The sequence below is a fragment of the Fluctibacter halophilus genome, assembly GCF_020687825.1.
Classification (GTDB): domain Bacteria; phylum Pseudomonadota; class Gammaproteobacteria; order Enterobacterales; family Alteromonadaceae; genus Fluctibacter; species Fluctibacter halophilus.
In genome coordinates, this window is the sequence record NZ_JAJEWP010000001.1 from 43,107 (window position 1) to 67,557 (window position 24,451).

19 protein-coding genes are annotated in these 24,451 nt (G+C 55.3%); 4 read left to right on the forward strand and 15 right to left on the reverse strand.

What is annotated here, in order from left to right:
- Window positions 1-82: 82 nt before the first annotated feature.
- The 5 genes from LJ739_RS00220 to LJ739_RS00240 all read right to left on the reverse strand — a co-directional run bounded on the left by LJ739_RS00220 (window position 83) and on the right by LJ739_RS00240 (window position 4,741).
- On the reverse strand, window positions 83-808 hold the full coding sequence (locus tag LJ739_RS00220) for a substrate-binding periplasmic protein (RefSeq protein ID WP_229156587.1): 726 nt from the start codon (window positions 806-808) through the stop codon (window positions 83-85).
- 121 nt (window positions 809-929) lie between these two features.
- Entirely contained in the window at window positions 930-1,238 is a 309-nt protein-coding gene (locus tag LJ739_RS00225) for a hypothetical protein (protein WP_229156588.1), read from the reverse strand.
- The gene (locus LJ739_RS00230; RefSeq protein ID WP_229156589.1) at window positions 1,238-1,786 is read right to left on the reverse strand and encodes a YaeQ family protein; all 549 of its coding nucleotides are present in this window, start codon (window positions 1,784-1,786) and stop codon (window positions 1,238-1,240) included. Before LJ739_RS00230 ends, LJ739_RS00225 begins: the two co-directional genes overlap by 1 nt.
- A gap of 155 nt (window positions 1,787-1,941) precedes the next feature.
- Window positions 1,942-3,222, reverse strand: coding sequence for a 4-aminobutyrate--2-oxoglutarate transaminase (gabT, locus tag LJ739_RS00235; RefSeq protein ID WP_229156590.1), 1,281 nt, complete (start codon window positions 3,220-3,222; stop codon window positions 1,942-1,944).
- Window positions 3,223-3,259: 37 nt separating this feature from the next.
- Window positions 3,260-4,741 (reverse strand): NAD-dependent succinate-semialdehyde dehydrogenase, encoded by a 1,482-nt coding sequence (locus tag LJ739_RS00240; protein ID WP_324254887.1) that lies wholly within the window; start codon window positions 4,739-4,741, stop codon window positions 3,260-3,262.
- A gap of 88 nt (window positions 4,742-4,829) precedes the next feature.
- Between LJ739_RS00240 and LJ739_RS00245 the strand changes: the two genes are divergently transcribed.
- Window positions 4,830-5,735, forward strand: coding sequence for a LysR family transcriptional regulator (locus LJ739_RS00245; protein ID WP_229156591.1), 906 nt, complete (start codon window positions 4,830-4,832; stop codon window positions 5,733-5,735).
- Between the two features lie 32 nt (window positions 5,736-5,767).
- On the opposite strand, the gene LJ739_RS00250 is transcribed toward LJ739_RS00245, so the two are convergent.
- The 6 genes from LJ739_RS00250 to pdxR all read right to left on the reverse strand — a co-directional run bounded on the left by LJ739_RS00250 (window position 5,768) and on the right by pdxR (window position 15,332).
- Window positions 5,768-7,087 carry an aminotransferase class III-fold pyridoxal phosphate-dependent enzyme gene (locus LJ739_RS00250; protein WP_229156592.1) on the reverse strand — a complete coding sequence of 440 codons (1,320 nt, stop codon included), beginning with the start codon at window positions 7,085-7,087 and terminating at the stop codon, window positions 5,768-5,770.
- A 9-nt stretch (window positions 7,088-7,096) separates the two neighbouring features.
- Window positions 7,097-8,281 carry an MFS transporter gene (locus tag LJ739_RS00255; RefSeq protein ID WP_229156593.1) on the reverse strand — a complete coding sequence of 395 codons (1,185 nt, stop codon included), beginning with the start codon at window positions 8,279-8,281 and terminating at the stop codon, window positions 7,097-7,099.
- Between the two features lie 31 nt (window positions 8,282-8,312).
- Complete coding sequence (locus tag LJ739_RS00260; protein ID WP_229156594.1) at window positions 8,313-9,917, reverse strand: tetratricopeptide repeat-containing sulfotransferase family protein; 1,605 nt, start codon at window positions 9,915-9,917, stop codon at window positions 8,313-8,315.
- An 86-nt stretch (window positions 9,918-10,003) separates the two neighbouring features.
- A complete protein-coding gene (locus LJ739_RS00265) occupies window positions 10,004-12,436 on the reverse strand; it encodes a TonB-dependent receptor (protein WP_229156595.1) in 2,433 nt (810 codons plus the stop codon).
- Between the two features lie 104 nt (window positions 12,437-12,540).
- Window positions 12,541-13,386 (reverse strand): carbon-nitrogen hydrolase family protein, encoded by an 846-nt coding sequence (locus LJ739_RS00270; RefSeq protein WP_229156596.1) that lies wholly within the window; start codon window positions 13,384-13,386, stop codon window positions 12,541-12,543.
- 128 nt (window positions 13,387-13,514) lie between these two features.
- The gene (gene pdxR, locus LJ739_RS00275) at window positions 13,515-15,332 is read right to left on the reverse strand and encodes a MocR-like pyridoxine biosynthesis transcription factor PdxR (RefSeq protein WP_229156597.1); all 1,818 of its coding nucleotides are present in this window, start codon (window positions 15,330-15,332) and stop codon (window positions 13,515-13,517) included.
- 235 nt (window positions 15,333-15,567) lie between these two features.
- Between pdxR and LJ739_RS00280 the strand changes: the two genes are divergently transcribed.
- Complete coding sequence (locus tag LJ739_RS00280) at window positions 15,568-18,072, forward strand: choice-of-anchor D domain-containing protein (protein ID WP_229156598.1); 2,505 nt, start codon at window positions 15,568-15,570, stop codon at window positions 18,070-18,072.
- 286 nt (window positions 18,073-18,358) lie between these two features.
- Here LJ739_RS00280 and LJ739_RS00285 read toward each other — a convergent pair whose 3' ends face one another.
- Together LJ739_RS00285 and LJ739_RS00290 are read right to left on the reverse strand one after the other, a co-directional pair.
- Window positions 18,359-18,685 (reverse strand): hypothetical protein, encoded by a 327-nt coding sequence (locus LJ739_RS00285; protein ID WP_229156599.1) that lies wholly within the window; start codon window positions 18,683-18,685, stop codon window positions 18,359-18,361.
- 123 nt (window positions 18,686-18,808) lie between these two features.
- A complete protein-coding gene (locus LJ739_RS00290; protein ID WP_229156600.1) occupies window positions 18,809-19,243 on the reverse strand; it encodes a hypothetical protein in 435 nt (144 codons plus the stop codon).
- Window positions 19,244-19,739: 496 nt separating this feature from the next.
- On the opposite strand from LJ739_RS00290, the gene LJ739_RS00295 reads away from it, so the two are divergent.
- Both LJ739_RS00295 and LJ739_RS00300 read left to right on the forward strand, forming a co-directional pair.
- On the forward strand, window positions 19,740-20,576 hold the full coding sequence (locus tag LJ739_RS00295) for an alpha/beta hydrolase (protein WP_229156601.1): 837 nt from the start codon (window positions 19,740-19,742) through the stop codon (window positions 20,574-20,576).
- Between the two features lie 147 nt (window positions 20,577-20,723).
- A complete protein-coding gene (locus LJ739_RS00300; RefSeq protein ID WP_229156602.1) occupies window positions 20,724-21,605 on the forward strand; it encodes a TolB-like translocation protein in 882 nt (293 codons plus the stop codon).
- Window positions 21,606-21,627: 22 nt separating this feature from the next.
- On the opposite strand, the gene LJ739_RS00305 is transcribed toward LJ739_RS00300, so the two are convergent.
- Together LJ739_RS00305 and LJ739_RS00310 are read right to left on the reverse strand one after the other, a co-directional pair.
- A complete protein-coding gene (locus LJ739_RS00305) occupies window positions 21,628-22,059 on the reverse strand; it encodes a response regulator transcription factor (protein WP_229156603.1) in 432 nt (143 codons plus the stop codon).
- A 60-nt stretch (window positions 22,060-22,119) separates the two neighbouring features.
- Entirely contained in the window at window positions 22,120-24,366 is a 2,247-nt protein-coding gene (locus tag LJ739_RS00310; protein ID WP_229156604.1) for an acyl-CoA dehydrogenase, read from the reverse strand.
- Window positions 24,367-24,451 lie beyond the last annotated feature (85 nt).

Sequence of the window (24,451 nt, forward strand, 5' to 3'; positions counted from 1 at the left end):
TGGCAAGGGGGATAGCGGGTGAAAAACGGGTGAAATCGTACCGAGAGGCCAAGGCTCAGGCGTCGGTGAGAGGCTCCGGGTATCAGAACTCGTTGCGGATCTGCTGATAGCGACCGCTTTGCTTCAAAACCGATAACTGTTTGTCAAACGCATCCCTGAGGGCTGCATCACCAAAGCCGACATAAAACCAAAGCGGGTTGTTTTGAACCGGCAACAGGGTCTTGCCAAACCGATTGACGTTAACATCCTCAAAAGACGAGCGGGCATTCAGCTGCCTGATGTGCCATTCGAGCAAGGTGTCATCGATCAACAAGACGTCACAGCGTTTATTCAACCAATCGGCGACTTGCAATTTTTGGTCTGGGTATTCCCGGTACTTGCTGTTGCTTTCAGTCCATTGCCGAATACCGAGGTGTTGGCTGGCATTTTGCCATGCGCAGATACTGAAAAACTGCAACTGGTCAATGGTTGTCAGGGCAAGATCCCTGTCGGTGTGATGCAGCGCGTAGTTTGAGTAGGCAATAAAGGGTTGTGAATAATGCAGTTGGGTGTTCTGGCGCTGGACTTCTACCGCGATATCCACTTGGCCTTGTGCAAGCAGTTTCTCCATCCTTCTGTTGGAGACAAAAAGCGGCTTGTACTGCCAACCAAGTTGTTTGGCCACTGTATCGAATAGCCGAAAACTGATGCCGTCGCCTTGGACCTCGTCGATGAAAGGCGGTCTGCTTTGTCCGAATGCCACGATGAGCTCAGCGGAAACGGCCCAGGCAGAATGGATGATCAACAATAACGCACTAGCCCATCGCATCAGTGTTCCTGATTGTCCGTGTTGCTTAATCATTGAATCACTATAGCTGACAGGGGGAGGCTCTGAAAATAAAACTTGCGGGGTTGCCTATCCGGTGAGACAGAGATGGCCTTCGATTCACTCAGGCCTCAGGCCCTTGCAGCGTAAACACCAGGTGTCTGCGCATGTCCTTTAGCACCACGCCTTTTTTAAGTAACGCAGCACTTAAGCGCCTTTGCCATTTATTTAATTCAGGCTCTGCGGCAGCGAGTGCGTGTTCGTTTTCAAACTGAAAGCGCAACAGCAGTGAGCCGGGAAACTGGTGATACTTCACGTCAAACCAGCACTGCACCATGCCCTGAAGTTCTTCCCGGCCCTGTGCTTCAATTGTGTTGGCAACGTCAAAAACCAGTGCCTGTTGCTTGAGTTGTACGCTGGAGAGTTTTTTCATTACATGTGCTTCTGTATTGCCACTTCGACACTTTCGGTTTTATCCGCGCCATCAATGGTCAGCCACATCTGGCCATCCTGAATCGTTACCTGTATTTGCATAGAGCGCTGCACGGCGTTTGCCAACGTGGTAGCGAGTGCTTCGGGTAGGGTGAAGACCGACAAGTTCTTTCTGAGCTGTAGCTTGGAGTGCTCTTTTTGCCACCAGGCGTCGAAGCTGTTGTTGGCGTAGGCATAAATCATCATCTGCTGGCTTTGATTGCAGCCCTTTTTGATGCGCTGTTCAGAGGGCTGACCTAATTCAATCCACAGTTCTATTTCATCACTGAAGCTTTTTTGCCACAGATCGGGCTCGTCATCGTCAGACAAGCCTTTGGTGAACTGCAATCGCTCGTGGGCATTGGCGATAAACGCGATGATCCGAAGCATCATACGTTCGTCGGTTTCCGACGGGTGGCGGGCGATGGTCAGGTTGTGGTCGTTGTAGTAGTTGCGGTCCATATCGCTGATGGATATGTCGGCTTTAAATATGGTCGCTTTGAGTGCCATGGTGATCCTGAATAATAGACGGGGCCAACAACGTAAGACATTGGCAAACAATGTCGTCTGGCCGCTTTGCCGGCTATAGTATCAGGGTTTGTTGCCCTTCGTCCGCAACTTGATCAAAAGGCCGATATATATCGGCCTTTTCTGAGGATTCAGTATCACAGCAGGTCGCTAAAAATTGCCTCCAGCTTGGTCAGCCCTTCGTTGATCAACGCATCGGAGATAGTCAGGGCGGGCAAAAAGCGGATCACGTTGCCGTAGTATCCGCAGGCCAGCAGGATAAGGCCGTGTTGCGCCGCTTTGCCAATGATGGCCTGGGTCAGCGTGGTATTCGGTTTGTTGGCCTGACCGTCCTCGACCAGCTCCATCGCGATCATGGCGCCAACGCTGCGGATCTCGCCAATCACCTCAGGGTAGCGCTGCTGAAGGCGTGTCAGTGATTCAGTGAAGATGGCACCGATGCGTCTGGCGCTGAGACACAATTGTTCCTGCTCAATCACCTCCAGCACCGCCAGAGCGGCGGCGCAGCCGACCGGGGAGCCGCCATAGGTGCCACCCAGCCCGCCGGGCAGCGGGGCATCCATAATGGCCTTTTTGCCCACGACCGCGGCGATAGGGAATCCACCGGCGATGCCTTTTGCCATGGTGATCAGATCCGGTTCGATAGCGGATTGTTCACTGCAAAACAGCGTGCCGGTGCGGGCAAAGCCGGTCTGAATTTCGTCGCAAATGAGGACAATGCCCAGCGCATCACAGCGCTGTCTCAACCAGCGCATGAAAGGCGCCGGAGCCGGGTAAAATCCCCCTTCGCCTTGCACCGGCTCAATGATGATGGCGGCAACATCCTGCGGGGCAATATCCACTTTAAACAGGGTTTCCAGACCATGCATGGCGTCCTCCACCGAGACGTTGTGTGCCTCATTGGGGAAGGGGGCATGGTAAACATCACTGGGAAAGGGGCCAAAGCCGACTTTATACGGGGCCACTTTGCCGGTCAGTGCCAGCGCCATGTTGGTGCGGCCGTGAAAGCCGCCGTTGAAGGCAATGATACCGCGGCGACCGGTGTAAGCGCGGGCGATTTTAATGCAGTTTTCCACCGCTTCTGCGCCGGTGGTGACAAAAATGGCCTTCTTCTCTGAGGCGCCAGGGGCGAGGGTGGTCAGTTTTTCGGCCAGCTCAACCGCTTCTTCATAGGGATTGATCATCAGACAGGTATGGGAAAAATCATCCAGTTGGGCCTTGACCGCTTGTGTCACCTTGGGGTGGTTGTGGCCGGTATTGCACACTGCAATACCGGTGGCAAAGTCGATGTAGCGATTGCCATCCACATCCCACACTTCAGCATTGTCGGCGCGTTCAATGTACACCGGGTAGACATTGCCCTGACCGCGGGCGATGACCTTGTCTTTTCGGGTTTGCAGGCTCTGATTTGTGGACATGGGGTACCTCGTTGTTGTTATGGGTAGTGGGAGAGCGTTACAAACCGCCCAGGCAGAGATATTTGATTTCGGTGTATTCATCCAGGCCATAGCGGGAACCTTCGCGACCCATCCCCGACTGCTTCACGCCACCGAAAGGGGCGGCAGCATTGGAGATGATGCCGTCATTGATGCCCACCATGCCGAACGCCAGTTGCTCAGCAACGTGTTGGGCGCGCTTAATGTTCTGGGTATAGAAGTAGGCCGCCAGCCCGTATTCGGTGGCGTTGGCCAGGGCAACCGCTTCTTGATCAGAGGAAAAGCGGATGACAGGCGCCACCGGACCGAAGATTTCCTGTCTGGCGATGTCCATGGTGTTGGTGACCTGGGTCAGGACTGTCGGCTGATAGAAAGCGTCACCGGCGCTGTGGTAGTCGCCACCCACAATTGGCTCTGCTCCCTCGCGGATTGCCTGCTGCACCCAGGTATGGATCCGTTGCGCGGCGGATGTATCAATCATCGGGCCGATTTGGCTATCCGGTGCCATGCCCTGGGCCACGTGCAACTGCTTGACCCGACGGGCGAACTTTTCCACAAAGGCGTCATGCACCTTGTCGTGCACCAGAAAACGGTTGGCGCACACACACGTCTGCCCGGCATTGCGAAATTTAGACGCGATAGCGCCCTCTACTGCGGCATCAAGGTCAGCGTCTTCAAACACGATAAATGGCGCATTGCCGCCCAATTCCATCGACACTTTCTTGACCGTTGAGGCGCATTGGGCGATCAGGCTTCTGCCCACCCGGGTGGAGCCGGTGAAGGAGAACTTGGCCACATCCGGGTGGCTTGTCAGTACCTCACCGATGCCAATGGCATCCGCGCCGACAATGACGTTGAACACACCTGGCGGAACACCAGCGCGCTCCGCTAATTCGGCCAGTGCCAGGGCGGACAGGGGCGTTTCATTGGCCGGGCGTAACACAATCGTGCACCCGGCAGCGAGTGCGGGGGCAACCTTGCGGGTGATCATCGAGTTGGGGAAGTTCCACGGCGTGATGGCCGCCACCACGCCGATGGGTTGTCTGATGGTGCTGATACGTTTGTCGGCCGAAGGCCCGGGGATGGTGTCGCCATAAACCCGCTTGGCTTCTTCAGCAAACCACTCAATAAACGACGCGCCGTAGGCGATTTCACCTTTGGCTTCGCTAAAAGGCTTGCCTTGCTCTGCAGTCATGATCCGCGCAAGGTCGTCCTGGTGTTGCATGACCAGCTCAAACCATCGACGCAGAATGAACGAGCGCTCAGCGGCGCTGGTAGCCGCCCATGCAGGGTAGGCGGCGCTGGCCGTTTCCACGGCACTGATCGCCAGGGTTGCATCCCCCTGAGCGACGCGGGCAATACAGGCATTGCTGGCCGGATTGATCACGGCAAGGCTTTCGCCCTCCTGTACCCACTGGCCATTGATATACGACGCGGTTTTCAACAAATTGGGATCGGCGAGTTGCATGGCTAAACGTTCTCCGGGTGATTTTTCCGACATTTAGCCTGCAAAACATGCTTTAATAAATATCAAACATTTAACGTTTACGTTTAATTGGTTAAACCTATATATGCATACCTCATCGCTCATGCCAAAGCCTGTCTCCGAATATGACTTGCGCCTGTTACGGGTGTTTCGCACGGTTGTGCAGTGCGGCGGGTTTTCGGCCGCCGAGTCGACCTTGAACGTGTCCCGTTCCACCATCAGCGTGCACATGCTGAACCTGGAGCAGCGTATGGGGTTGAAACTGTGTAACCGTGGCCGAAGCGGCTTTTCTCTCACCGAACAGGGACAGCAGGTCTATGAAGCCGCCAACCAGCTGTTCGCATCAATGGATGATTTTTCCAGAGCCGTGGCCACCGTTGCCGGAGAGATCAGTGGCGAGCTGGTGATCACCTGCAGTGACGAAGTGGCTCTGTCGGAACAGGTCAATCTGCCCGGTATCCTGGCGCTGCTGCATGAGCAACAGCCCAAGTTGCAGGTGGTGCTGGACGTCAACCGCATTCCGGAGATTGAGCAGATGCTGCTCAAAGAGCAGGCGCATATCGGCATCATGCCGACCTATCGCACCATCGAGGGGCTTCACTATCAATGTCTTTATCAGCAGCCTTTGTACCTGTATTGCGGCGAAAAGCATCCGCTTTTCCACCTATCGGACGCCGACATCAGCGAACAACAGATCAACCGCTGTGCAACCGTGTATCCCGGGGTTGAAGTGAGCCCGGCTGGCCGGGCCCAGTTGCAGGACATGAATCTGGTCGCCAGGGCTTATCACTACAACAGCAGAATGGCGCTGGTGCAGTCAGGGTGTTATCTGGGGTTCTTTCCCGAAGATTACGTGCAACCCTGGTTGGACAAAAAGCAGATCCGGGCCATCCATCCGCAGACGCGGTTTTACAATGTTGAACACAGTCTGGTTACCCGGGCGTCGAGTAAAGAACAAAACAAAATCGACCTGTTCATGCAGGCCTGGCAGGCGGCGCAGCAACCCTGACATTCCGGGTCCCTGTGCCGCTGCTAAACTGACTAGTTCAGGGTCTTTCTGACCGCATCAATAAAGGTTGCCGCGAACACATCGATTTCCTGTGTGGTGATGGTCAGGGGTGGCGACATCACCATGTGGTTGCCAATGCCCCGGCACAGTAATCCCCGATCGAAACAGGTGTTATGCACCGCGCCACCGGCATTGCCCGGGAAACGGGGTTGCTGGGCAAAGGTAATGCCGCCGAGCAACCCATAGTTACGGATATCCACCAACTGGGGCAGTGCTTCTCTGAGGCTGTGTAAGGTGTCCTGCCAATGTTGTATCAGGGCTGAACCGGATTGCTCAAACAGCTTTTCACGCTCGTAGATATCCAGGCAGGCATTGGCCGCGGCGCAGCTCACCGGATGGCCTGCGTAGGTTGTGCCATGGAAAAACTCGGGTCCATTGTCGGGCGCATTGTCGACGATGGTCTGGTAGATGTGGTCTTTGACAAACACGGCACCCAAGGGCACAAAGCCGCCGGTGATCCCTTTGGCGGAGGTCATGATATCCGGGGTGACGCCAAACTCATTGGCCGCGAAGGCTGCGCCGGTGCGGCCAAAACCGGTGACCACCTCATCAAAGATCAGCACAATACCGTGCTCATCACATATCTGTCGTATTTTTTGCAGATACCCTTTGGGCGGCGGCACCATGCCGCCGGCACCGATGATCGGCTCGATGATCACCGCAGCAATGTTTTCAGCACCGCGAAAGGCGATGATGTCGTTCAGTGCATCGGCTTTGTCGGCGCCATGGTCAGGTAAGCCTTTGGTAAAAGCATTGTGTTCAATGTCCAGCAGGTGGGGCAAAAAGTCGACACAATCCAGTACCGGAAAGCCTTTACGGTTGTTCGCCAGGCCCTGCATGGAGGTACCACCGATATTGATGCCATGATAACCACCCATGCGGGACACAAAGCGCTGACGTGTTCCCTGACCCTTGGCCTGGTGCCAGGCGTAGGCCATCTTCAGTGCAGTGTCCACTGCACTGGAGCCGTCATTGGTGTAAAACACTTTGTTGATCTCGTCGGGGGTGTGCTGACAAATCCGCTTGGCATAGCGCATGGCCTGTGGATTGGCAAACTGAAAGCCCGGTGCGAAATCCAGCTGCATCAGTTGCTGACTCACCGCATCGGCCACTTCCTGTCGGCCGTGACCGAGGTTCATACACCACAGTCCAGCGGTGATGTCCAACACCTGACGGTGATCATCGGTGGTCAGAAAGCTTCCTTTGGCAGCGGTGAAAATTCTTGGCTTGTGCTGGAACTGGCGGTGGTCGGTAAACGGCATCCACCAGTTGGACGGGTCGTGTTGGGGCATGGTCGTTCCTTATTGTGCCCGGTCCAGCCGTGCGGTGGGCACAAAGGCCACCAGCGCGCACAACACCAGACCGAAAACGGCGATATTGATCACCACATCGTAATGGTTGTCACCGATCACCAGCGCGGCGATGGCGGGGCCGCTGGCCAGTCCCATCTTGGACGCAAAACCACCCAGTGCCGCGGTTTGTCCGGTTTTATCAAAGGCCGCATTGAGGCCCAACAGATAGGAGATGGCAAACGCCCAGGTCATGCCGACCAGGCAATTGGCGACGATAAACAACCACTTAACCTGGGCGTAATGCAACAGTGCGGTGGCGATGGCGGTCAGGGCGATGGAAATCAGCAGGGGTTTCAGGCGCCCGAAGCGGGTCGACAGCAGGATCACGCCGATGGATCCCAAAATGCCAATCCAGGCCGCAGCGCCCAGGGTGGGGCTGATGAAATCAATGCTCAGCCCGGCCTCTTTGCCCAGCCCGATGACATACGCATACAAGCCCATATTGGCGGCCTGAAACAGGAAGGTGGCCAGCAGTGCCAGTGACAACATTTTCCAGTTCACTGCCGCGGGGATCGCCAGTTCATCGGGCACTTTAATAGGGTAGTCGGCCAGAAACGGCACCATTAAGAGGGTCACCACACTGAAGGCCACCAGGGACAAATACAATGCAGCAATCCCAAAGGTGGGCACCAACTGGGGCAATAACATGACGCCAAAGCCGCCCAGCCCGAACTGGACCAGCAGCAGGTAACCAAACGCCCGATCCGGATAGTCTGTGCGGGCCATGACCGCAAAGCCAATGCCGACCAGTACGCCACCAACCAGGCCATGCACGAAACGCACGATCATCAGCGATTCCGGGGTAGTAAGGAAGATGCTGACCACATCGATGCTGATCAGCGTTGCCAACAGCACATAGGCAGCCTTGCGCCAGTGCAGGCGTTTAACCAGGAACACCGCCGAAAAAGCGCCGACCGCAGCGCCATACACATTGGCGGAGTTGACCAGTCCGGCTTCCTTATTGCTGAAGTTCAATCCCTGGATCAGGCCGTCCACCAGGGCCGGCATGATATTGACGTAAAACAACCCGGCGGTGGCCAGAAAAGCCAGAAAAACCCGCGCGATATCGCTGTTGGGGGCAACCTGGTAGTGGGAGAGCGTCTGGCCCTCGGTGTTTTGGGTAATACTGTTCATGTTAGCTCCCATACGGGTTAATTCGGGGCACTCACGGTGCGTGTTCATCACAGCGAATACCGGCCTCTGTCAGCGCTCGTCGCAGTGGTGCAAGTTGTTCAGCGTAGGCTTTCCACTTGCCTACCGAGCCGCTGTACACCGGCTGTCTGACCTGGGTGGCACTGGCGGTTTTGGCGGCAGTATCCTGCTGATAAAACGCCAGGCAGGCGTCCTGCCACGGCAACCCGCAATAGTCGAGCAATCGCTCAACTTCGGGCTGCAGGTGGGCAACCAACCCTTCGTAATTCACCGTCAGTAATCGATCCCCCAGTGCCTGTTGCCAGTGCTGCATGAGCTGATGGTGGGCGATGTAGTAGTTGGCCAGTTCGGTTAGATCGTAGGAAAACGGGTAACCCTGGGTGAATAACTGCTTGTAGATGGCGTAGCAGGTATCCATCGGGTGGCGCTTCACATAGATCAGTTTTGCCTTGGGCAGCGCCTGACTGATCAGGCCCAGGTTCAGCGAATTGAGCGGCAATTTGTCGATAAAGTGCTTTGTATGCCCGGTGTCAGGGCGGGTACTGTCAATGTATGCCCGCCCCAGTTGTTGCATATCCAGCTGCGCGGTGCGCTCGACCAAGTCCAGTTTCGAGGCCGGTGGCGTCGGGTTCGCTGCTTTGCATTGGGCCATCATGACCAGCGAGAAATTGTTCAGCTCACCGGCACTGTGTACATCCGAATGGGCTGACAGAATGCGCTCGACCAGGGTGGAGCCGGTGCGCGGCAGACCAAGGATGAATATCGGCTCTTCACTGGGCTCCCCGCAGGGCGGCTGTTGTAGCCAGTCACGGTTAAACACCTCACCCAGTTTGTGCAATGTAGCGATATCGTTCTCAGGTTGGTACTGCATGTTTTGCCGTTTGAGTGTCGCCCCTTGTCGAAGGGCGTCAAAACTGGCCGGGTACTGTTGGGTGTCTTCCAGTTCCTTGGCCAGTGCGTAATGCAGTTGTGAACGGGCAAGAAGTGGTAAGTTGTCAGCGTGTTGTTGCAGGGTGCGCTGCAGGCGCTCGATGTGATTCGATGCCGCCGTTTGTTTGTCCAGGCTGCTCAGCAGCAGGTGGGCTTCAGCGTCTGTCGGGTTCAGAGCAATCGCCTTTTCAAGGTGTTCCTCTGCGTCAGCGAGTTTACCCAGATAGCGTTGCACCGATGCCAGGTTAAAGTGTATGCCGGCGTTATCCGGAGCCAGTGACAGCGCTTGTTGGTAGTGCTGTGCTGAAGACTGGGTGCGACCGACCAAATTCTCGATAAGCGCCAGCTCCGCCCACAGATGCGCCTCTGTGATCTGATTGACCGGGAGGTTATCCAGGATTTGGTTTACGGCCTGGTGATCCCCTTTCTGGTAGCGCAGTTTTGCCTCAAACAGGCGATAGCCGATGTTGTCCGGTGCGTGGGTCAGTGCTCTGTGGATACAGGTCAGGGCTGCATTGACATTGTTGATGGAAGAAGCCACCTGTGCAGACAGAAACCAGCCCGGGGCATAGTCGGTAAAGCGGCGATTGAGTTGTTCACACACCGTGATGGCGCTTTTCATGTCAGCGGCCTGCAGGTAACGGATTGCCTGTTGTTCCAACGATTGTGCTGTGTCGCTTGTGATCAAACCCAATACCGCCCGGTTATGATGAAAAGGCAGGTCCCCGTTGCCGGGGACGCGTGCCGTTTTTCGTTGCGTGGTTCATTACCCTATCAGAATCGGTATGTGGCAGACAGACCGAAGGTGCGAGGCAGGGTGATATAGTCCTTGGACGAGTTACCGTAAAAGCTTTCCGCCGGATCCGTGCCCATGTACGCTTCCGGTAACAGCCCGGTAACACCGTCATCATTGAAGACGTTTTTCACGTAAAAGACCACATCCCAGTCATCGGCACTCAGGCGCACGCTGGCATTCCACAGGCTGAATCCATCGATCTCCGTCTGTAATTTCTCGTTGTTACCCAGGAAATTCAGAGAGTCTGACTGATAGTAAGCGTTAACTTGCGAAATCAGGTACCAGCCGTTGTCGAGATCATGGGTATGATCCAGTGACAGGCTGAGCATGTTTTCCGGCGTCGAGGGCAGCTTGTCACCGTCCTCGGCAGTCAGGCGGGTAGGGGATTCGGCAGTGACGGCTGAGGGAACATAAAAGTCATCGGTTAGCTCGGCACTCACATGGGCATAACCGAACACATAGCGCACGCTCTCGGTCAGATAACCCTTCAGTTCAAACTCCAGCCCCTGGGTTCTGGCAGACTCGCCGTTGGCCACGGTGAAGAAGCCCCAGTAGGAAGCCGCGTTCAGCTGCGGGTTGTCCCAATCAATCCGGTAGGCGGTCAGTGAGTAGGAGTGGTCGCGATCACCCAGGTAACCTTTGATACCGACTTCATAGTTGACGGCGCTGTCTGATTCATAGGTTTGCCATTCCGGGCGCTCAGCCAGACTGCCTTCCAGCGGCACGGCGTTGGCACCGCCACGTCGATAGCCTTCCGATACGGTCAGGTAGGCCATCATGTCTTTGTTGACATCATAGGCAAGGTTGAATTTGAACAGGGTGTCGCTTTCGTCGGTCTTAAATTCCGGTTCTGCGCCGAGGAATGGCCAGATGGGCAGTGACAACTCGGTATCGTTGACAAACTCGTTGTCGAATCGACGGATACCGACGGTGGTTCTGAGATCGTCAGACATGTGGTAGGTCAGTTCGGCAAACAGCGCTTTGTCTTTAAAGTTCTGGTTACGGCGATAACGGAAGTCGTTATCGGTGTACACCATGCCATAGTCTGCCATGCTTGGCCACCAGCTGAACGCGGCACCTGCCCACTCCTGATAGCCGGGCATCAGGCTGTCCTGGGTCGAAAAGGTGTCCTGATCCATGTAGTACGCACCGACAATCCAATCCATGTTGGCTTTGGTTTCATTCGACACCAGGCGAATTTCCTGCACCAAGGCTTCTTCTTTGTAACCCCGTCGCGCTTGTGCCATCGGACGTGGTGAGCCGTAATACAAGTCGGCAAACCAGTTCTGTTTGGCGTAGAAACCGGTGTTATCGCTGATGGAGCTGCCTTCGTGGCTGTAATCGGAGGTGCTTGAGGTCAGGGTGGCAAAACCCAGATCCCATTCCATCTCCAGCGACAGCAGATCGACGTCGCGCTCGGAAGGTTCCAGTTGTACTGCGCCGTTTTCATACTCACCGTAAGGATGCTCGGTACCGTCCACCCAATTGGTGCCACGGGTTACCTGACGTCGTCCGCCGATGTCATCTTCCTGCCATTGGTAGGCCAGCAACAGTTTGAAGTTTTCACCGTTCTCATAGCCCAGGGATACCCGACCGTAGGTAATGTCTACGGTGTCGGCGTCTTCCACCGACGTGAACAGTGGGCCACCGGCGGCGATGTCACCGTCCTGTGCGACCGGCGCATAGTTGTTGGCATCCAGTTGATAAATATTGACGTAGTCGACAATGCCATCGTTATCGATTTTGCCGATATTGGCGCGCACCGCCAGGTTGTCAGACAGAGGAATGTTGACCATCACATCGGCATTGATGTTGTTGCCTTCAGAGCCCTTGGTCTGGCCCACGTTGAGACTGGCACTGCCGTAAAAGTCGCGGGTATCCGGGCGATTCATGCGATAGCGCACGGTGCCTGCCAGGGAGCCAGATCCGTACAGTGTGCCCTGTGGACCACGCAGCACTTCCACGGCTTCAATGTCCTTGAGGATAAAGTTGGCGTACAGCGGTGTATCGTTGATGTAGGACGCGACGGTGGGAACCGCAGACAGGGCAATGTCGCCGTTCGTGGCGCCGTCCACGTTGACACCGCGGATCACCACACCATTGACGGTACCGGAATTGCGGTAGCCACGGTCAACCACGTTGATACCAGGAATGTTTCGCATCATCTCACTGGCATCAATAATGTTCTCTTTTTCCAGCTCGGCGCCGGAAATGGCGGAAATGTTGTAGGGCACTTCCTGAATGGACTGGGTTCTGCGGTTGGCGGTCACGCTAATGACTTCAAAATCGCTGTCGATGTTTTTTTCCTGCGTCGCCTCAGCATCATTGGCGTAGCCGGAAACCGGAGCCATCAGCAAGGCAACCGAAATGGCGCATGCCAGCTTTTTTTGAGGAAAGTTATTATTTTGCATAGTGTACTCCGAGGGTCGGGTTGTTTCTTTTTTAGTCATTTCGAGACTAAAACAACCAATCCAAGCTCCGTAGCACCAGATTGGCATTTGCTATGGGGCCAGTTTTACTCACTGGGGAATTTAAGTTCGCCTAGCTGCTTCAACCCCGGTAAATCGGCCTTTCCCTCGCCGTATTGGGGGTATGAAATGGTACTGTCACGGAAGCTTTTGAGGGGCTGTCCGAGCTTGTCGAGGCCATTTTCACGGCTTCTTCTGACCAGATTGAGATCCAGTTCGTAGGGGATAATTTCTTCCGTTTCCCCCGCCTGATGGATACAGCGACCATCTGGACCTACGATGATGGAGCGGCCGTTACCAAAGTTGCCGCAGGGGTTCACCGCAATCACATAACACTGGAACATGGCCGCGGTGGCTTTGGCCATATCCAACTCCACGGCCCGGTCGATGGTGCCGGTCATGGTCGGATATAACAGTACCTCTGCGCCCATGCACACCAGGGTTCTGGCCACTTCGGGAAACCAAAGGTCGTAGCAGATCGCCAGGCCAATCCTGGCCTGCGGGGTGTCAAACACGGTGAACTCGGTGCCGGGGCTGACGTCCTGCTCGTAGGGCTTAAACGGAAAGATCTTGCGGTAGCGGGTGACCCGTTCGCCGTGATTGTTAAATACGCTGCTGGTATTGAAGATCTTGTCCTGGTCTTTTTCGAACTGGGAGCCGGACACAATCCACAGGTCCAGTTCTTCGGACAGCCCGGCAAAGGTGTGTTCCGCCTCGCTGGGAAAAGGCACCGCATGTTTGGTGGCTGGGCCGGTGGTACAAAGCTCGCTTAACACCACCATGTTCAACCAGGGGAAGCGCTGTTTGGCCTGCCGGATCCGCTCGGTGATGAGAGCCAGATTGTTGCCCTCTGGTAAGTCTAATTGCATTGCTGCAATTGAAAAGTAGCTCATAGGTAAGCGCCTTTGTTTGAGTTATTTGTTTCAATGACGTCAATGTAGGTTGAACTGGCGCCATGGGATAGAGCCAGATTTGCCTGTTCGATAGGGCCAGTTTGGCAGGCTGGAATGGCGTGGAATGCTCAGTCGCCGGGCTGGGAAACGATGGTCAAGGTGCGCACGAAACGGTAGTTTTCATCGAACCACTTCATCTCGTCGCCGTCTTTGATCACGTAATAGTTGTTCCGTTCGCCATAGCCCCACAGGTTCCATTGTCGGCAATACATGCCTTTTTCTATCCACCATCGGCCCACATCGTACTCCATGTCGTAGCCACCGGTTTCGCCTTCCATCTGGCCATCTTCGAGCAGCCGGATCTCACAGGGCACGCCGTACACCATCTCACAGCTCAGCACCATGCCGGGCAGCAGCGTGTGCAGTTCCGTTTCACTGAGCAGACGTCCTTTGGCGGTGGACAGGTTCTCTTCGTAGTCCGCCACCAGTTCGTGAATAAGCTGGGCCAGTTTCTTCACCCCTTGCTGGATTTTGTCGGCCGTGATGCTGGTCACGCCCATGCGGAAACAGTTTTTCGGCGCTTCGCTGGCGGCAAAATACTTTTTCACCGGCTCCAGCAGGATGCCGTGTTCTGCTGCGGTATCCAGCAGGTTGCTGTCGTCGAGCTGCTCCGGCCCGGTGATCCAGTAGGCGCTGCCGCCGATGATCGGCCCGGTATTGATGCAGTTGGGCAGGTAAATGTTGAGTGCCTCGCGCAGGGTGATCCAGCGCTCATAAATGGTTTTGTGGGTATGCATCATAAAGGCGTCGTAATAGCCCAGCGACAGGAAGTATGCCGCGGTCCGCTGGTTGTTCAGCGACGGCGAGCGGGCCACGAATTTACGCAGTTTACGCAACTCGGAAATGATCTGGGCATCTGCCACGATAAAGCTGATCTGCAGGCCTGCGGCGAGTATCTTCGACAGGCAGGACAGGTAAATCACGTTGCCGCCGGTATCCAGGCTTCTCAGCGCCGGGTGAGGCTGGCCCAGGAAATTACTTTCAAACTCAAAGTCGTCTTCGATGACCAGTTGATCGTTGGAATTGACGCATTTGAGCAGTTCATAACGCCGCTCAATCGACATGGTCACGCTGGTGGGCGTCTGGTGGCTGGGGGTGGTGTAGATCACGTCGGCCTCATGCAACTGTTCGTCCACCACCATGCCCTGCAGATCCAGGCGCTGGTGGATCAGCTGTCCCTGCTGACGCTGGATGAGTTCGCGCACTTCCGGGAAGCCCGGCTCTTCCACCGCCACCCTGGTTTGCTGATTGACCAGCAGATTGACCACAAGGTACAGGGATTGCTGGGATCCGGCGGTGATCAGGATTTCGCTGGGTTTGGCGGTAATGCCCCGGCGCGGCAGGATTTTGGTCTGGATTTCCTCGATTAGCTTAGGATCATCATTGTCGCTGCACAGTTGTGACCATTTAGAGATCTCATTACTGGCGTTGGCTCTGGCATTGGCGTCTTTGAGTTCCCTGACCGGGTACAGCGACACATCAAACATGCCATCGATAAACGGAAACGGGTATTCCCGCCAGTTGGGCGGGAAGGAATTCTGATTGGTGCTGGCGATGGCGCCGGGTAAGGGGCGCTGACGGGTGTTGCTGGCTGGCTTGCGTTCCGGCTCCCGGGAACTCAGGTGCCGCCCCTTGCGCACTTGCTCGTTGACGAAAATGCCGCTGCGCTCACGGCTGATCAGAAAACCTTCTTCCAGCAAGGTGTTGTACACCATCACCACGGTATTGCGTGACACGCTCAGCTGTTGGGCCAGTTTGCGTGACGAGGGCAGTTTCTTACCGGCCGGAAACGAGCCGGACAAAATGTTTTCCACGAACTGGCGGCGGATCTGGCTTTGCAGACTTTCTTTCTGGTCTGGGTCCAGATGAATTAACAACTGGTTCATTGCAGCGGATCCTCGCCATCGGTTCAGGTACCCCTTTAATCTATGGCGGTCGGTCGGGGGATTGCAAGGGAAATTCACCGTTATCTGGCCCCATACAAGGTCAGTAACTGGCTCTATTGGCAGGCAGCGGGCTTTGCTAGTTTTTTAACCAATCTTGGCAAACGAAGGCACTCGATAAGAACGTCACCGCACCACAGGGAGGTAGTAACCGTCTTACAATAACAGAGAGATAACTATGAAAATTGCCCTACGACATGCACTTGGCATCAGCCTCTTGCTGACATCTTCAACGGCGCTGGCCGATATCACCGAGGACTTTGAAGATGCCAACCTCGACGGCTGGACGACCTCCGGTCAGGTCGAAATCAACACCATCAAAACCCTTGGCAACTATTCCATGCGCCTCAAAGGCGGCGCCACCGCCGAGCGTGCCTTTGCCGCCGATGGGGATGTGACCGTCGCCCTGGCCGCCACCAGCCTGGAGTCGAACGATTTCTGCGAAGTGTACGTCTCAGAAGACGGCCAGAACTGGGGTGGTGCACTGATCACCCTCAACAGCGTGCAGGATAACGGCGCGTTCAGCACCGCCACCACGACCACCAACGGCGGCGTCACCCACATCCGCTATGTGCAGACCGGTACATCGGCGGATTATTGCTATGCCGATGGTATCCAGATTGTTGGCGCGGGGATCCCTCAGCCGGTGGCCGAATTGTCCGGTAGCGGCGCGTTTGGCAGCGTACTGGTGGGTTCAAGTGCGAGCAGCAGCTTTTCTCTGGCCAACACCGGTAACGCCGATTTGACCGTAACAACGATTTCAGGCGTATCGGCGCCCTTCAGTCTGGCCAACGATGGTTGTTCAAATACCACTGTGCTTGCGGGCCAGGCCTGTACCTTTGATGTGGTGTATGCACCCACCGCGGTGGGCAGCGACAACGCCAGTATGACGGTGGCCAACAGTGATCAGAACAGGTCGGCGGCGCTGTCCGGCAGCGGCACCGACAACAGCACGCCACCACCGAGCGTTGATCTGCATGTGTTTACCGGCGCCGGCAATGTGGCCCGCACCGCGCTGACCCTGGCCCAGCTCAATGGCACCAGCCTGAACCTGACCGACTATGGGGCGTTCAGCCACGGTCAGCCGGAAATCAATGCCGATGCGTCAAACGCGGCGCAGCCGAGCAATGTGTTTGAGGGCCGACTGGTGCTCAACGGCGGCAACGCCACACCGCTTAACTTTGACGAAACCACGTCCGGGCGCGCCCAGGCCGGTAACTATGTGGCACCAGGTACACTGCCGGCGTTTGATTTTGAATTTGTGCAGTCGGGTTCTCACATCATTCCCAAAACCCGCGGGCTGATCGTCACCGCCCACGGCGACTGGAATTACATTCTGGAGCCGGGCCGGGTGTGGAACGAGAACAATGATCAGGGCTACAGCCGGGTGGCCATTCCCTTTGCATTGCAGGAGAAACAGGCCAACTGTACCCACAACGGGATGATGACCTTCGCCTTTAAAGACGACGGCTCGGTGACCAACGTGGCGGTGCAGGTCGGTGCAGAAACCTGCCTGTATTTCCAATACAACCTGTGGGGCATGGTGGATGCCCAGTACGTGCAGGGCGCGGTCACCGACGCCAACGGCATCATCACAGCTTACCAGGCGGAAGTGGCCAATCGTTACCCCACCAAGCCGCTGACAGACATTGCCGTGGATTTCCCCGGCGTGGTGGCGGCTAACTTTGCAGCCGAACAATCCGCCGGCGCGACCACCCACGGGGTGTTGTACAACGGCGTGCACTACGCGGCGCCCTGCAGCACCCGGTTTGGCGACTACCCCTATTGTGAGGTCATGAGCCTGCCGTCTTATTCGACCGCCAAAACGGCCACCGCCAACTTCGCCCATGCGCTGCTCACCCAGCAATACGGTGACACCGCCCGCTACATGAGCGTGTCCCAGAACGTGGCCGAATGTCAGGACGGCATTAACGGCACCGACTCAATCTGGAGTGATGTGACGGTGGAAAATGCCCTCGATATGGCGACCGGCAACTACCGTTTGTCATCCTATGAAGGGGATGAAGGCAGCAGCAACGTGCTGAACAACTTCTTTCTGGTCTACACCCACGACCAGAAAATCCAGCACGCCTGTGAGCGCTATATTCGTAAGTCAGCGCCGGATACCCACTTCTCCTATCACTCCTCGGATACCTACATTGCCGGTGTGGCGATGGACAATTTCTACACCGCCGGTGACCTGTTCGACAAGCTGGTGGATGAGGTGTACAAGCCGCTGAACCTGAGCCCGGTGACTTACACCAGTGTCAGAACCGACGATGCGGTGGCGGACCCGTTCTGGAGTCACGGTATGACCTGGCACAAAGACGACATGATCAAGCTGGGTCAGGTGATCAACGATCGCGGTGTGATCAACGGTCAGCAGGTGATGAGCGCTGCGATCATGGACGACATGTTGCTCAAAGGCGGTGATCTGGGCCTTGAAACCTACGGCGCCGAGTCCACCTACCTCAACGGTGTGTGGACCTACGACATGGGGCAACGCAGCACGCCACTGTGCCCGACCGGTTCCTGGGTCAGCTACATGTCCGGCTACGGCGGCATCGGCATTGTGATGTTCCCCAACGGCGCGGTGTACTACTTCGTCAGCGACAGCAACAGTTTTGCGTTCGGTGGTGCGGAAGCCGAGCTTCACAAGATCAGCAATATCTGCGGTCAGTGAAAGGGTAAAGGGGCGGGGGCACCGCCATCTGGCGACTAACGCCAGGCCCCCCATCCTGCGCTTCCTCACCCATTTACGTATCCCCCGCGCCTGTACGGGGGATTTTTTTGTTTGTTTTGAAGGGGAGGTTTGTGCCAGTAGTGGACTGTGATTAGCTCAAAAGTGAATGGGGGCTTTGGGTGAATAGCAGACTGCTAACGCCCTGTTAATGGGCTTTTTACCTGTTTGCCAAAATGTGAAGCGCAGCGAAACCGGCAAACTAAAAAAAGTCTATTTAAACAGCTTGTTATGTTGATTTATAAACGTTTCCAGCATCTTCCTCTTGATTCCAAAATTCATCAAGTAAATCGCCAGAGCTTAAAATAGATTCATCAAATTCGCTATCAATAGAAGCGAGGACTGATGCTGTTGAATTTTGAGCTCCTAGCCGAATAAATTCTTTGAGAAGTTTCTTCTCAACCTCAGAGGAGTTTTTCCAATAAGATGCCAATCCTTTCATTCCTGAGTCAGAAAAGTCCTCCAAATCGCAACTTTCAAACATATTTGCATATTCTTCACAGAGGCTTTCAATAGACTCGTTTCGAATTTTATTTATATATTCTTCCGTACTCATCGATAGCTCTCAGAAGCAACATAACGCACCGCTAATGGGCAAATTGACTGGAGCACACTTGCGCGAAGCGTCAGCCCGCGAAAATTTGTCCCACCAGCGAAGCTGGCTAACTTGAGCGGCTTGTTAGCTGCCATTTACACCAAACTCTGAGCAATATTCAATTAGCTTTTGAGCTTCGCTTTTTACTCTTTCATTTTTATGGTTACAGAACGCCAGATAGCAAGTGCGCCCTTTCAAAATTTCTGACCGCAATGACTCCATCGTCTTGGCGTTGTAAGTGCACGCATAAATGAAGCTTAAAATATTGAACAAGGCATCTTCATCTTCAAATGTATAGTTGGTCAGAATATAGATAACGCACCTTACAGTTGGAGGTGTACACGAGTAAGTAGTGTATTGATGACACGCCTGACTATGAAGGAATTCATTTATAGCCTCGTCCCTAATATCTTCATCTGGACTAGTCAAATCAGAAATCCAAGATGGCGCATGTTCAGCAGTACCATAAGCCTGCTGCAGTTCATTCCAATTGTATTCGTCAATAAATGGTATGTTCATTATTCAGATGGCAGCTAACAGCGTATTACTGCGAATTCGCAGTATGCCCGTTTCAGAGCCACTTCAAAGTCCACAGTTTTCCATTGATTAACCCAATAGTAGCAATGGGTTAGCATGCATTGCTACTCTCGTGTTGCCGTCGAGATTTTGTGGAAAATGAGAAGAAGAATAGCAGAGTCCAAAACGGCGTAATTGAATGTCTGCTCTTTGCTTAAGAAGCGGTCTGCCAGAGATGAACCAACCAACGTCCACTACTCGCTCTAAGCGCTCATATATAGCTACGAAGAATCGTCATCCCGGCGAAGGCCGGGACCTCCCACATTAACTGACTCACTCGCATCAACGCTGTTTTGGTGAGTCATCAACCCAATGGAGATTGCGGCCTTCGTCGCAATGACGGTAACTTTTCACAACGCTTTGCCAGTATGGTGGGAATCGCATAGGATGGCGCGAGTGATTGTTTAGGTAGCCTATTAAACCTGTCAGGGAAGCGTCGATGAAAAGTGTGGTTTGTAGTCTTGTTGTGTTGTTGTGCGTGTTCCGTGTGGGCGCGTCTGAGGTTGTCAGTATTGGCACATCGACCTCCCTTACGTCTGAGCTCCTGCAGGAAGACAGGGCCCTGATGGTGTACTTGCCGCCGTCATACTCAGGCACGGACAAGGCCTTTCCGGTGATTTACTTGCTCGATGGGGATGTGCACCGCTTTACCGGCTTTGTGGGCGTTCTGGAGTCCCTGAGTACCGATACCCTGGGCAATCAGGTTCAGCAGGCCATCGTGGTGGCGATCCCCAATACCCACCGCTCCAGGGATCTGACCCCCTCAACCGTGCCAGAATGGACATTCAAAGACCGTGTGCTGGATACCTTTGCCCAATCTGGCCAAGCGAGCCGGTTTCTGACATTTCTGCAACAAGAGCTGTTTCCGTTCATTGAGGCCAATTACCGCGCCTCTAATCGTCGGCTGCTGGTGGGCGAGTCCTTTGGTGGGCTGTTTGCCGCCGATGTCGTGTTGCAGGCGCCGACCACCTTTGATGACTACCTGATCATCGACCCTACCGCCCTGTGGGACAACAACTACTTAAACCGCACCTTGGCCGGAGCAGGCGAGCGGCCGGCACTGGACGCCAATGTCTTTTTTGCCTTTGCCAACAATGCCCACCTGGGAGAAATTGGGCTGACCAACTATCAGTGGGGCACGACCTTTGCGACGGCCATTATCCGGCAGGCAACCGGAACGGCCGAACAACACTATTTTGAGCATGAGACCCACGGCACGGTAGCCTTTCTGGCCTGGTACAACGGCCTCAGGGCATTGCTATCGGCACAGAACTGAATCTGCGCAGCCCACTGTGAATAACAGCCACAGCGGTTACCTGTCCTGATATCTGCAAGCTCTGTCGCACGGTGGTGGTGCGACAGCCGTGAACCCTTATAGTCGATGGCAGCTTTGATTCTGTTTAAACCATCCGAGAGGGACATCATGAAAACCGTGCTCACATCGCTATTATTGATCGGGGCAATTCTGCCTATGGGTGCTCATAGCCACGAAAAACCCCAACTCCCCGCCGGGCCTTACCTGGGCCAGACACCCCCAGGACTGACGCCTGAAGTGTTCGCACCGGGCGTGGTGTCGACCCCCGACTGGGGTGATGCCGGGCGCTTTTCGCCCGACATGAAGGCGTTTTACGTGCAGCGCTGGCGCAGCAAAGACGGCGAACGGCAAAAACAGGCCCTGACCTTTACCCAAACACCCGAGGGGTGGCAGCGCATCGAGGTCCCTGGTCGGCCGCGCATTCCGTTCGTTGCCCCTGACGGCCAGACCCGCCATTTTGCCAATCAGTATCAGCGTCGTACCGAGGACGGCTGGTCTGAGATGCAAAGCATCGGCAGCGCGTTTGAGGGGTTTCGCATCATGAGCCTGACGGTCTCGGCGCAAGGCACCTATGTGTTTGATGAGATAGGCACCAATGGCAATGGTTTACTGCGCTATTCCCGCTGGGTGGACGGCAAGCGCCACGATCCAAAACCGTTCGGCAAAGCCATCAACACTGGCACCTGGAATGCACACCCGTACATCGCCCCGGATGAGTCGTACATCATGTGGGACGGAGAGCGGGACAGCGGCTTCGGCAGCTCAGATTTGTACATCAGTTTCCGTCAGGCCGACGGCGCCTGGGGCGAGGCAATCAATCTGGGGGAACGGGTAAACACAGCCGCCGAGGAAGGCGGGCCGATGATCACGCCGGATGGCAAGTACCTGTTTTTCAACCGCATGGTCAAACCGGCATCCGGTGATGGCGAGGCCCAGTCAGACTTGTTCTGGGTAGATGCGCGATTCATTGACGCCCTGCGGCCACAGTGATCTCCCAGCGGTAATCGGGCGCTCAGGGGTGATTGTGGCGTTGCCACACTGCCACCGCTTCATGGCGTTTGCCCACCGACAGTTTCTTGTACAGGGTTTTCAGGTGTGACTTGACCGTGTTGACCGAAATGCAGTGCTTGTCTGCCAATTGCTGGTTGGTCAGGCCTTGGCTTAAGTCCTCCAGTAACTGGCGCTCCCGGTGGGTCAGGGCAGGCAGTTGCGGTGTCGCGACGCGCTGTTTGCGCCATTGCCAGCCGGCGTAGACTCCCGCGATTAAACCGCCCACCCCCATCAGCCACAGATAGTCTGGGGTGGCCATGGCCCGATGCCACCAGGACAACTCAATCGCCAACACCAGCAACAAGGCCAGCGACAGGGCGAGTCCGTAGCGAAGGATCAGGGTTATCTGGGAACGGGGCACAGGTGAAAGCGTCGGTTCAGTTGGCGATGGCAACAGCCTACCACAGACAAAAAAGCCGGGCATAGCCCGGCTTTTGCGTTAGGTGTTACGGCGTTATGCGGCGCTTTGCTGCTCAACGCTGTTGGTGCTCTGATCTTCTGACAACAACTCCAGGTCGAAGGTGTATTCGTCAACACGAACCGCACGCTTGCGCTTGTCGTTGTAATCGTGAGCCAGCGCTGCTTCTTCGGCGCTCAGGTGACCCTGGGCCAGCAGGGTGTCAACCACGTGCTCAAACGACACTTGTGGTACCACCGGGTTAGCACGCAAGGCCTTCTGAATTTTCTTCAGCAGTGGCAATGCAGCATGCTTGGCTTTGAATGCCTGCTCGTTGATGTCATTACCGTCACCGGGGATTGCACGCACCAGGTGGGTCAATTGCGCCTTGGTGGCGTTATCCTGCATCGCGGCTTCAGACAGTTCGCGCTTCAGATCATCACTGATGCTGGCGCTGGCCGTGGTGTAGGTGTTGGTCAACAGACGCATCAGGCCACGCACTGGAGTGTTCGGGAAGTTAGCGATGAACTCGTTCATCGCTTGTTCCGCCTTTTGCAGGGTCCACTGAATGGCATACTCGAAGTACGCGCGGGCTTCCTGACGGTTTTCGATGCGTTGCTCGTAGAAACGAATCACCGCCATCGCTGCGTACAGGTAGCTCATCACGTCACCCAGACGGGCCGACAGCATTTCTGCTTTCTTCAGATCGCCGCCCAATACCAGCAGTGACAAGTCGGCCAACGGTGCCAGCTTGGCTGACAGGGCGTTAACACGCTTCTCGTAAGGCTTCACTTCCGGCAATGCTGACTTGGCTCCGCGCACAAACGGCAGGTAGCTCTGGGTGAAGCTGCGCAGGGCATTCTTCACACTGAAACCAACGGTTTTACGCAGCACGCTGTTAAACTTGCTATCAGCACCGGCGTCTTCGCTGTGGATCAGGTCAACCATGTCTTTCAGGTATGGGTGACAGCGCATCGCGCCCTGGCCAAAGATCATCAGGCTGCGGGTCAGGATGTTTGCACCTTCCACGGTGATGGCGATGGGCAGTGCCGCATAGCCACCGGCCAGGGTGTTCTGAGGACCACGTTGGATGGCTTTACCAGCCTGTACGTCCATGGCGGCATTGATCACATCACGGCCCAGTTCGGTCATGTGGTACTTGGCCATGGCGGTAATAACACCTGGCTTCAGACCCATGCCCAGACCTTCAGTGGTCAGTACACGCATGGCTTCAAGGATGAAGGTTTTACCGGCGATGTCAGCCAGTTGCTCCTGGATACCCTCAAAGCGACCGATTGGCAGACCAAACTGCTCACGGATAAAGGAATATTCGGCAGTCGACTTCAGTGCACTGTGTGCAGACGCCGTGCCCATGGCCGGCAGCGAGATTCCGCGCCCGGCACCCAGACAGGCAACCAGCATCTGCCAGCCGCGACCGATGTTCTTCTGACCACCAATGATGAAGTCCATTGGGATGAACACGTCTTTACCACGGGTGGTACCGTTGTAGAAACGGACGCCCATGGGGTCATGACGGTTACCCAGCTCAACGCCCGGATGTGACTTCGGCAGCAGGGCACAGGTAATGCCCAGCTCAACGGTGTCACCCAACAGGCCGTCGGTGTCATACACTTTGAACGCCAGACCCAATACGGTGGCGATCGGCGCCAGGGTAATGTAACGCTTGTCCCAGCTGACTTTCAGGCCGAGTACTTCTTTGCCTTCCCACATGCCTTTGGTGACGATAGCGGCATCCGGGATACCACCGGCGTCAGAACCGGCTTCAGGAGAGGTCAGGGCAAAACAGGGAATATCCTGGCCCACAGACAGGCGTGGCAGCCAGTAATTTTGTTGCTCTTCCGTACCGTAGTGCATCAGCAGCTCGCCCGGGCCTAACGAGTTAGGCACCATCACGGTCACTGCCAGCGCGCCACTTTTCGCCGCCAGGGTGGCAACGATGGTGGAGTTGGCGTACGGGGTGAATTCCAGACCACCGAATTTCTTCGGAATGATCATGGCGAAGAATTTGTTTTCCTTCAGGAAATTCAGGATGTTATCCGGAATGTGGTTGCTGTTTTGCAGCTCAAAATCATCCACCATTTCCAGAACCTGCTGCACAGGACCATCCAGGAACGCCTGCTCTTCAGCAGACAGGGTTGCCTTGGGTACGTTGCGCAGGGCGTCCATATCGGGCACGCCACGGTAAATGGATGATTCAATCCACACGTCACCCGCATCGAGCGCTTCTTGCTCGGTTACAGAAATAGGGGGCAGAACTTTTTTAAGACTCGTTCTAATGCTCATAATTAACTCATCCGCTCATCTGACCAGTTGTGATTGATATACTACTCAAATTTCGCCAGAGATCAAAAAATTAAACAAAAATGTT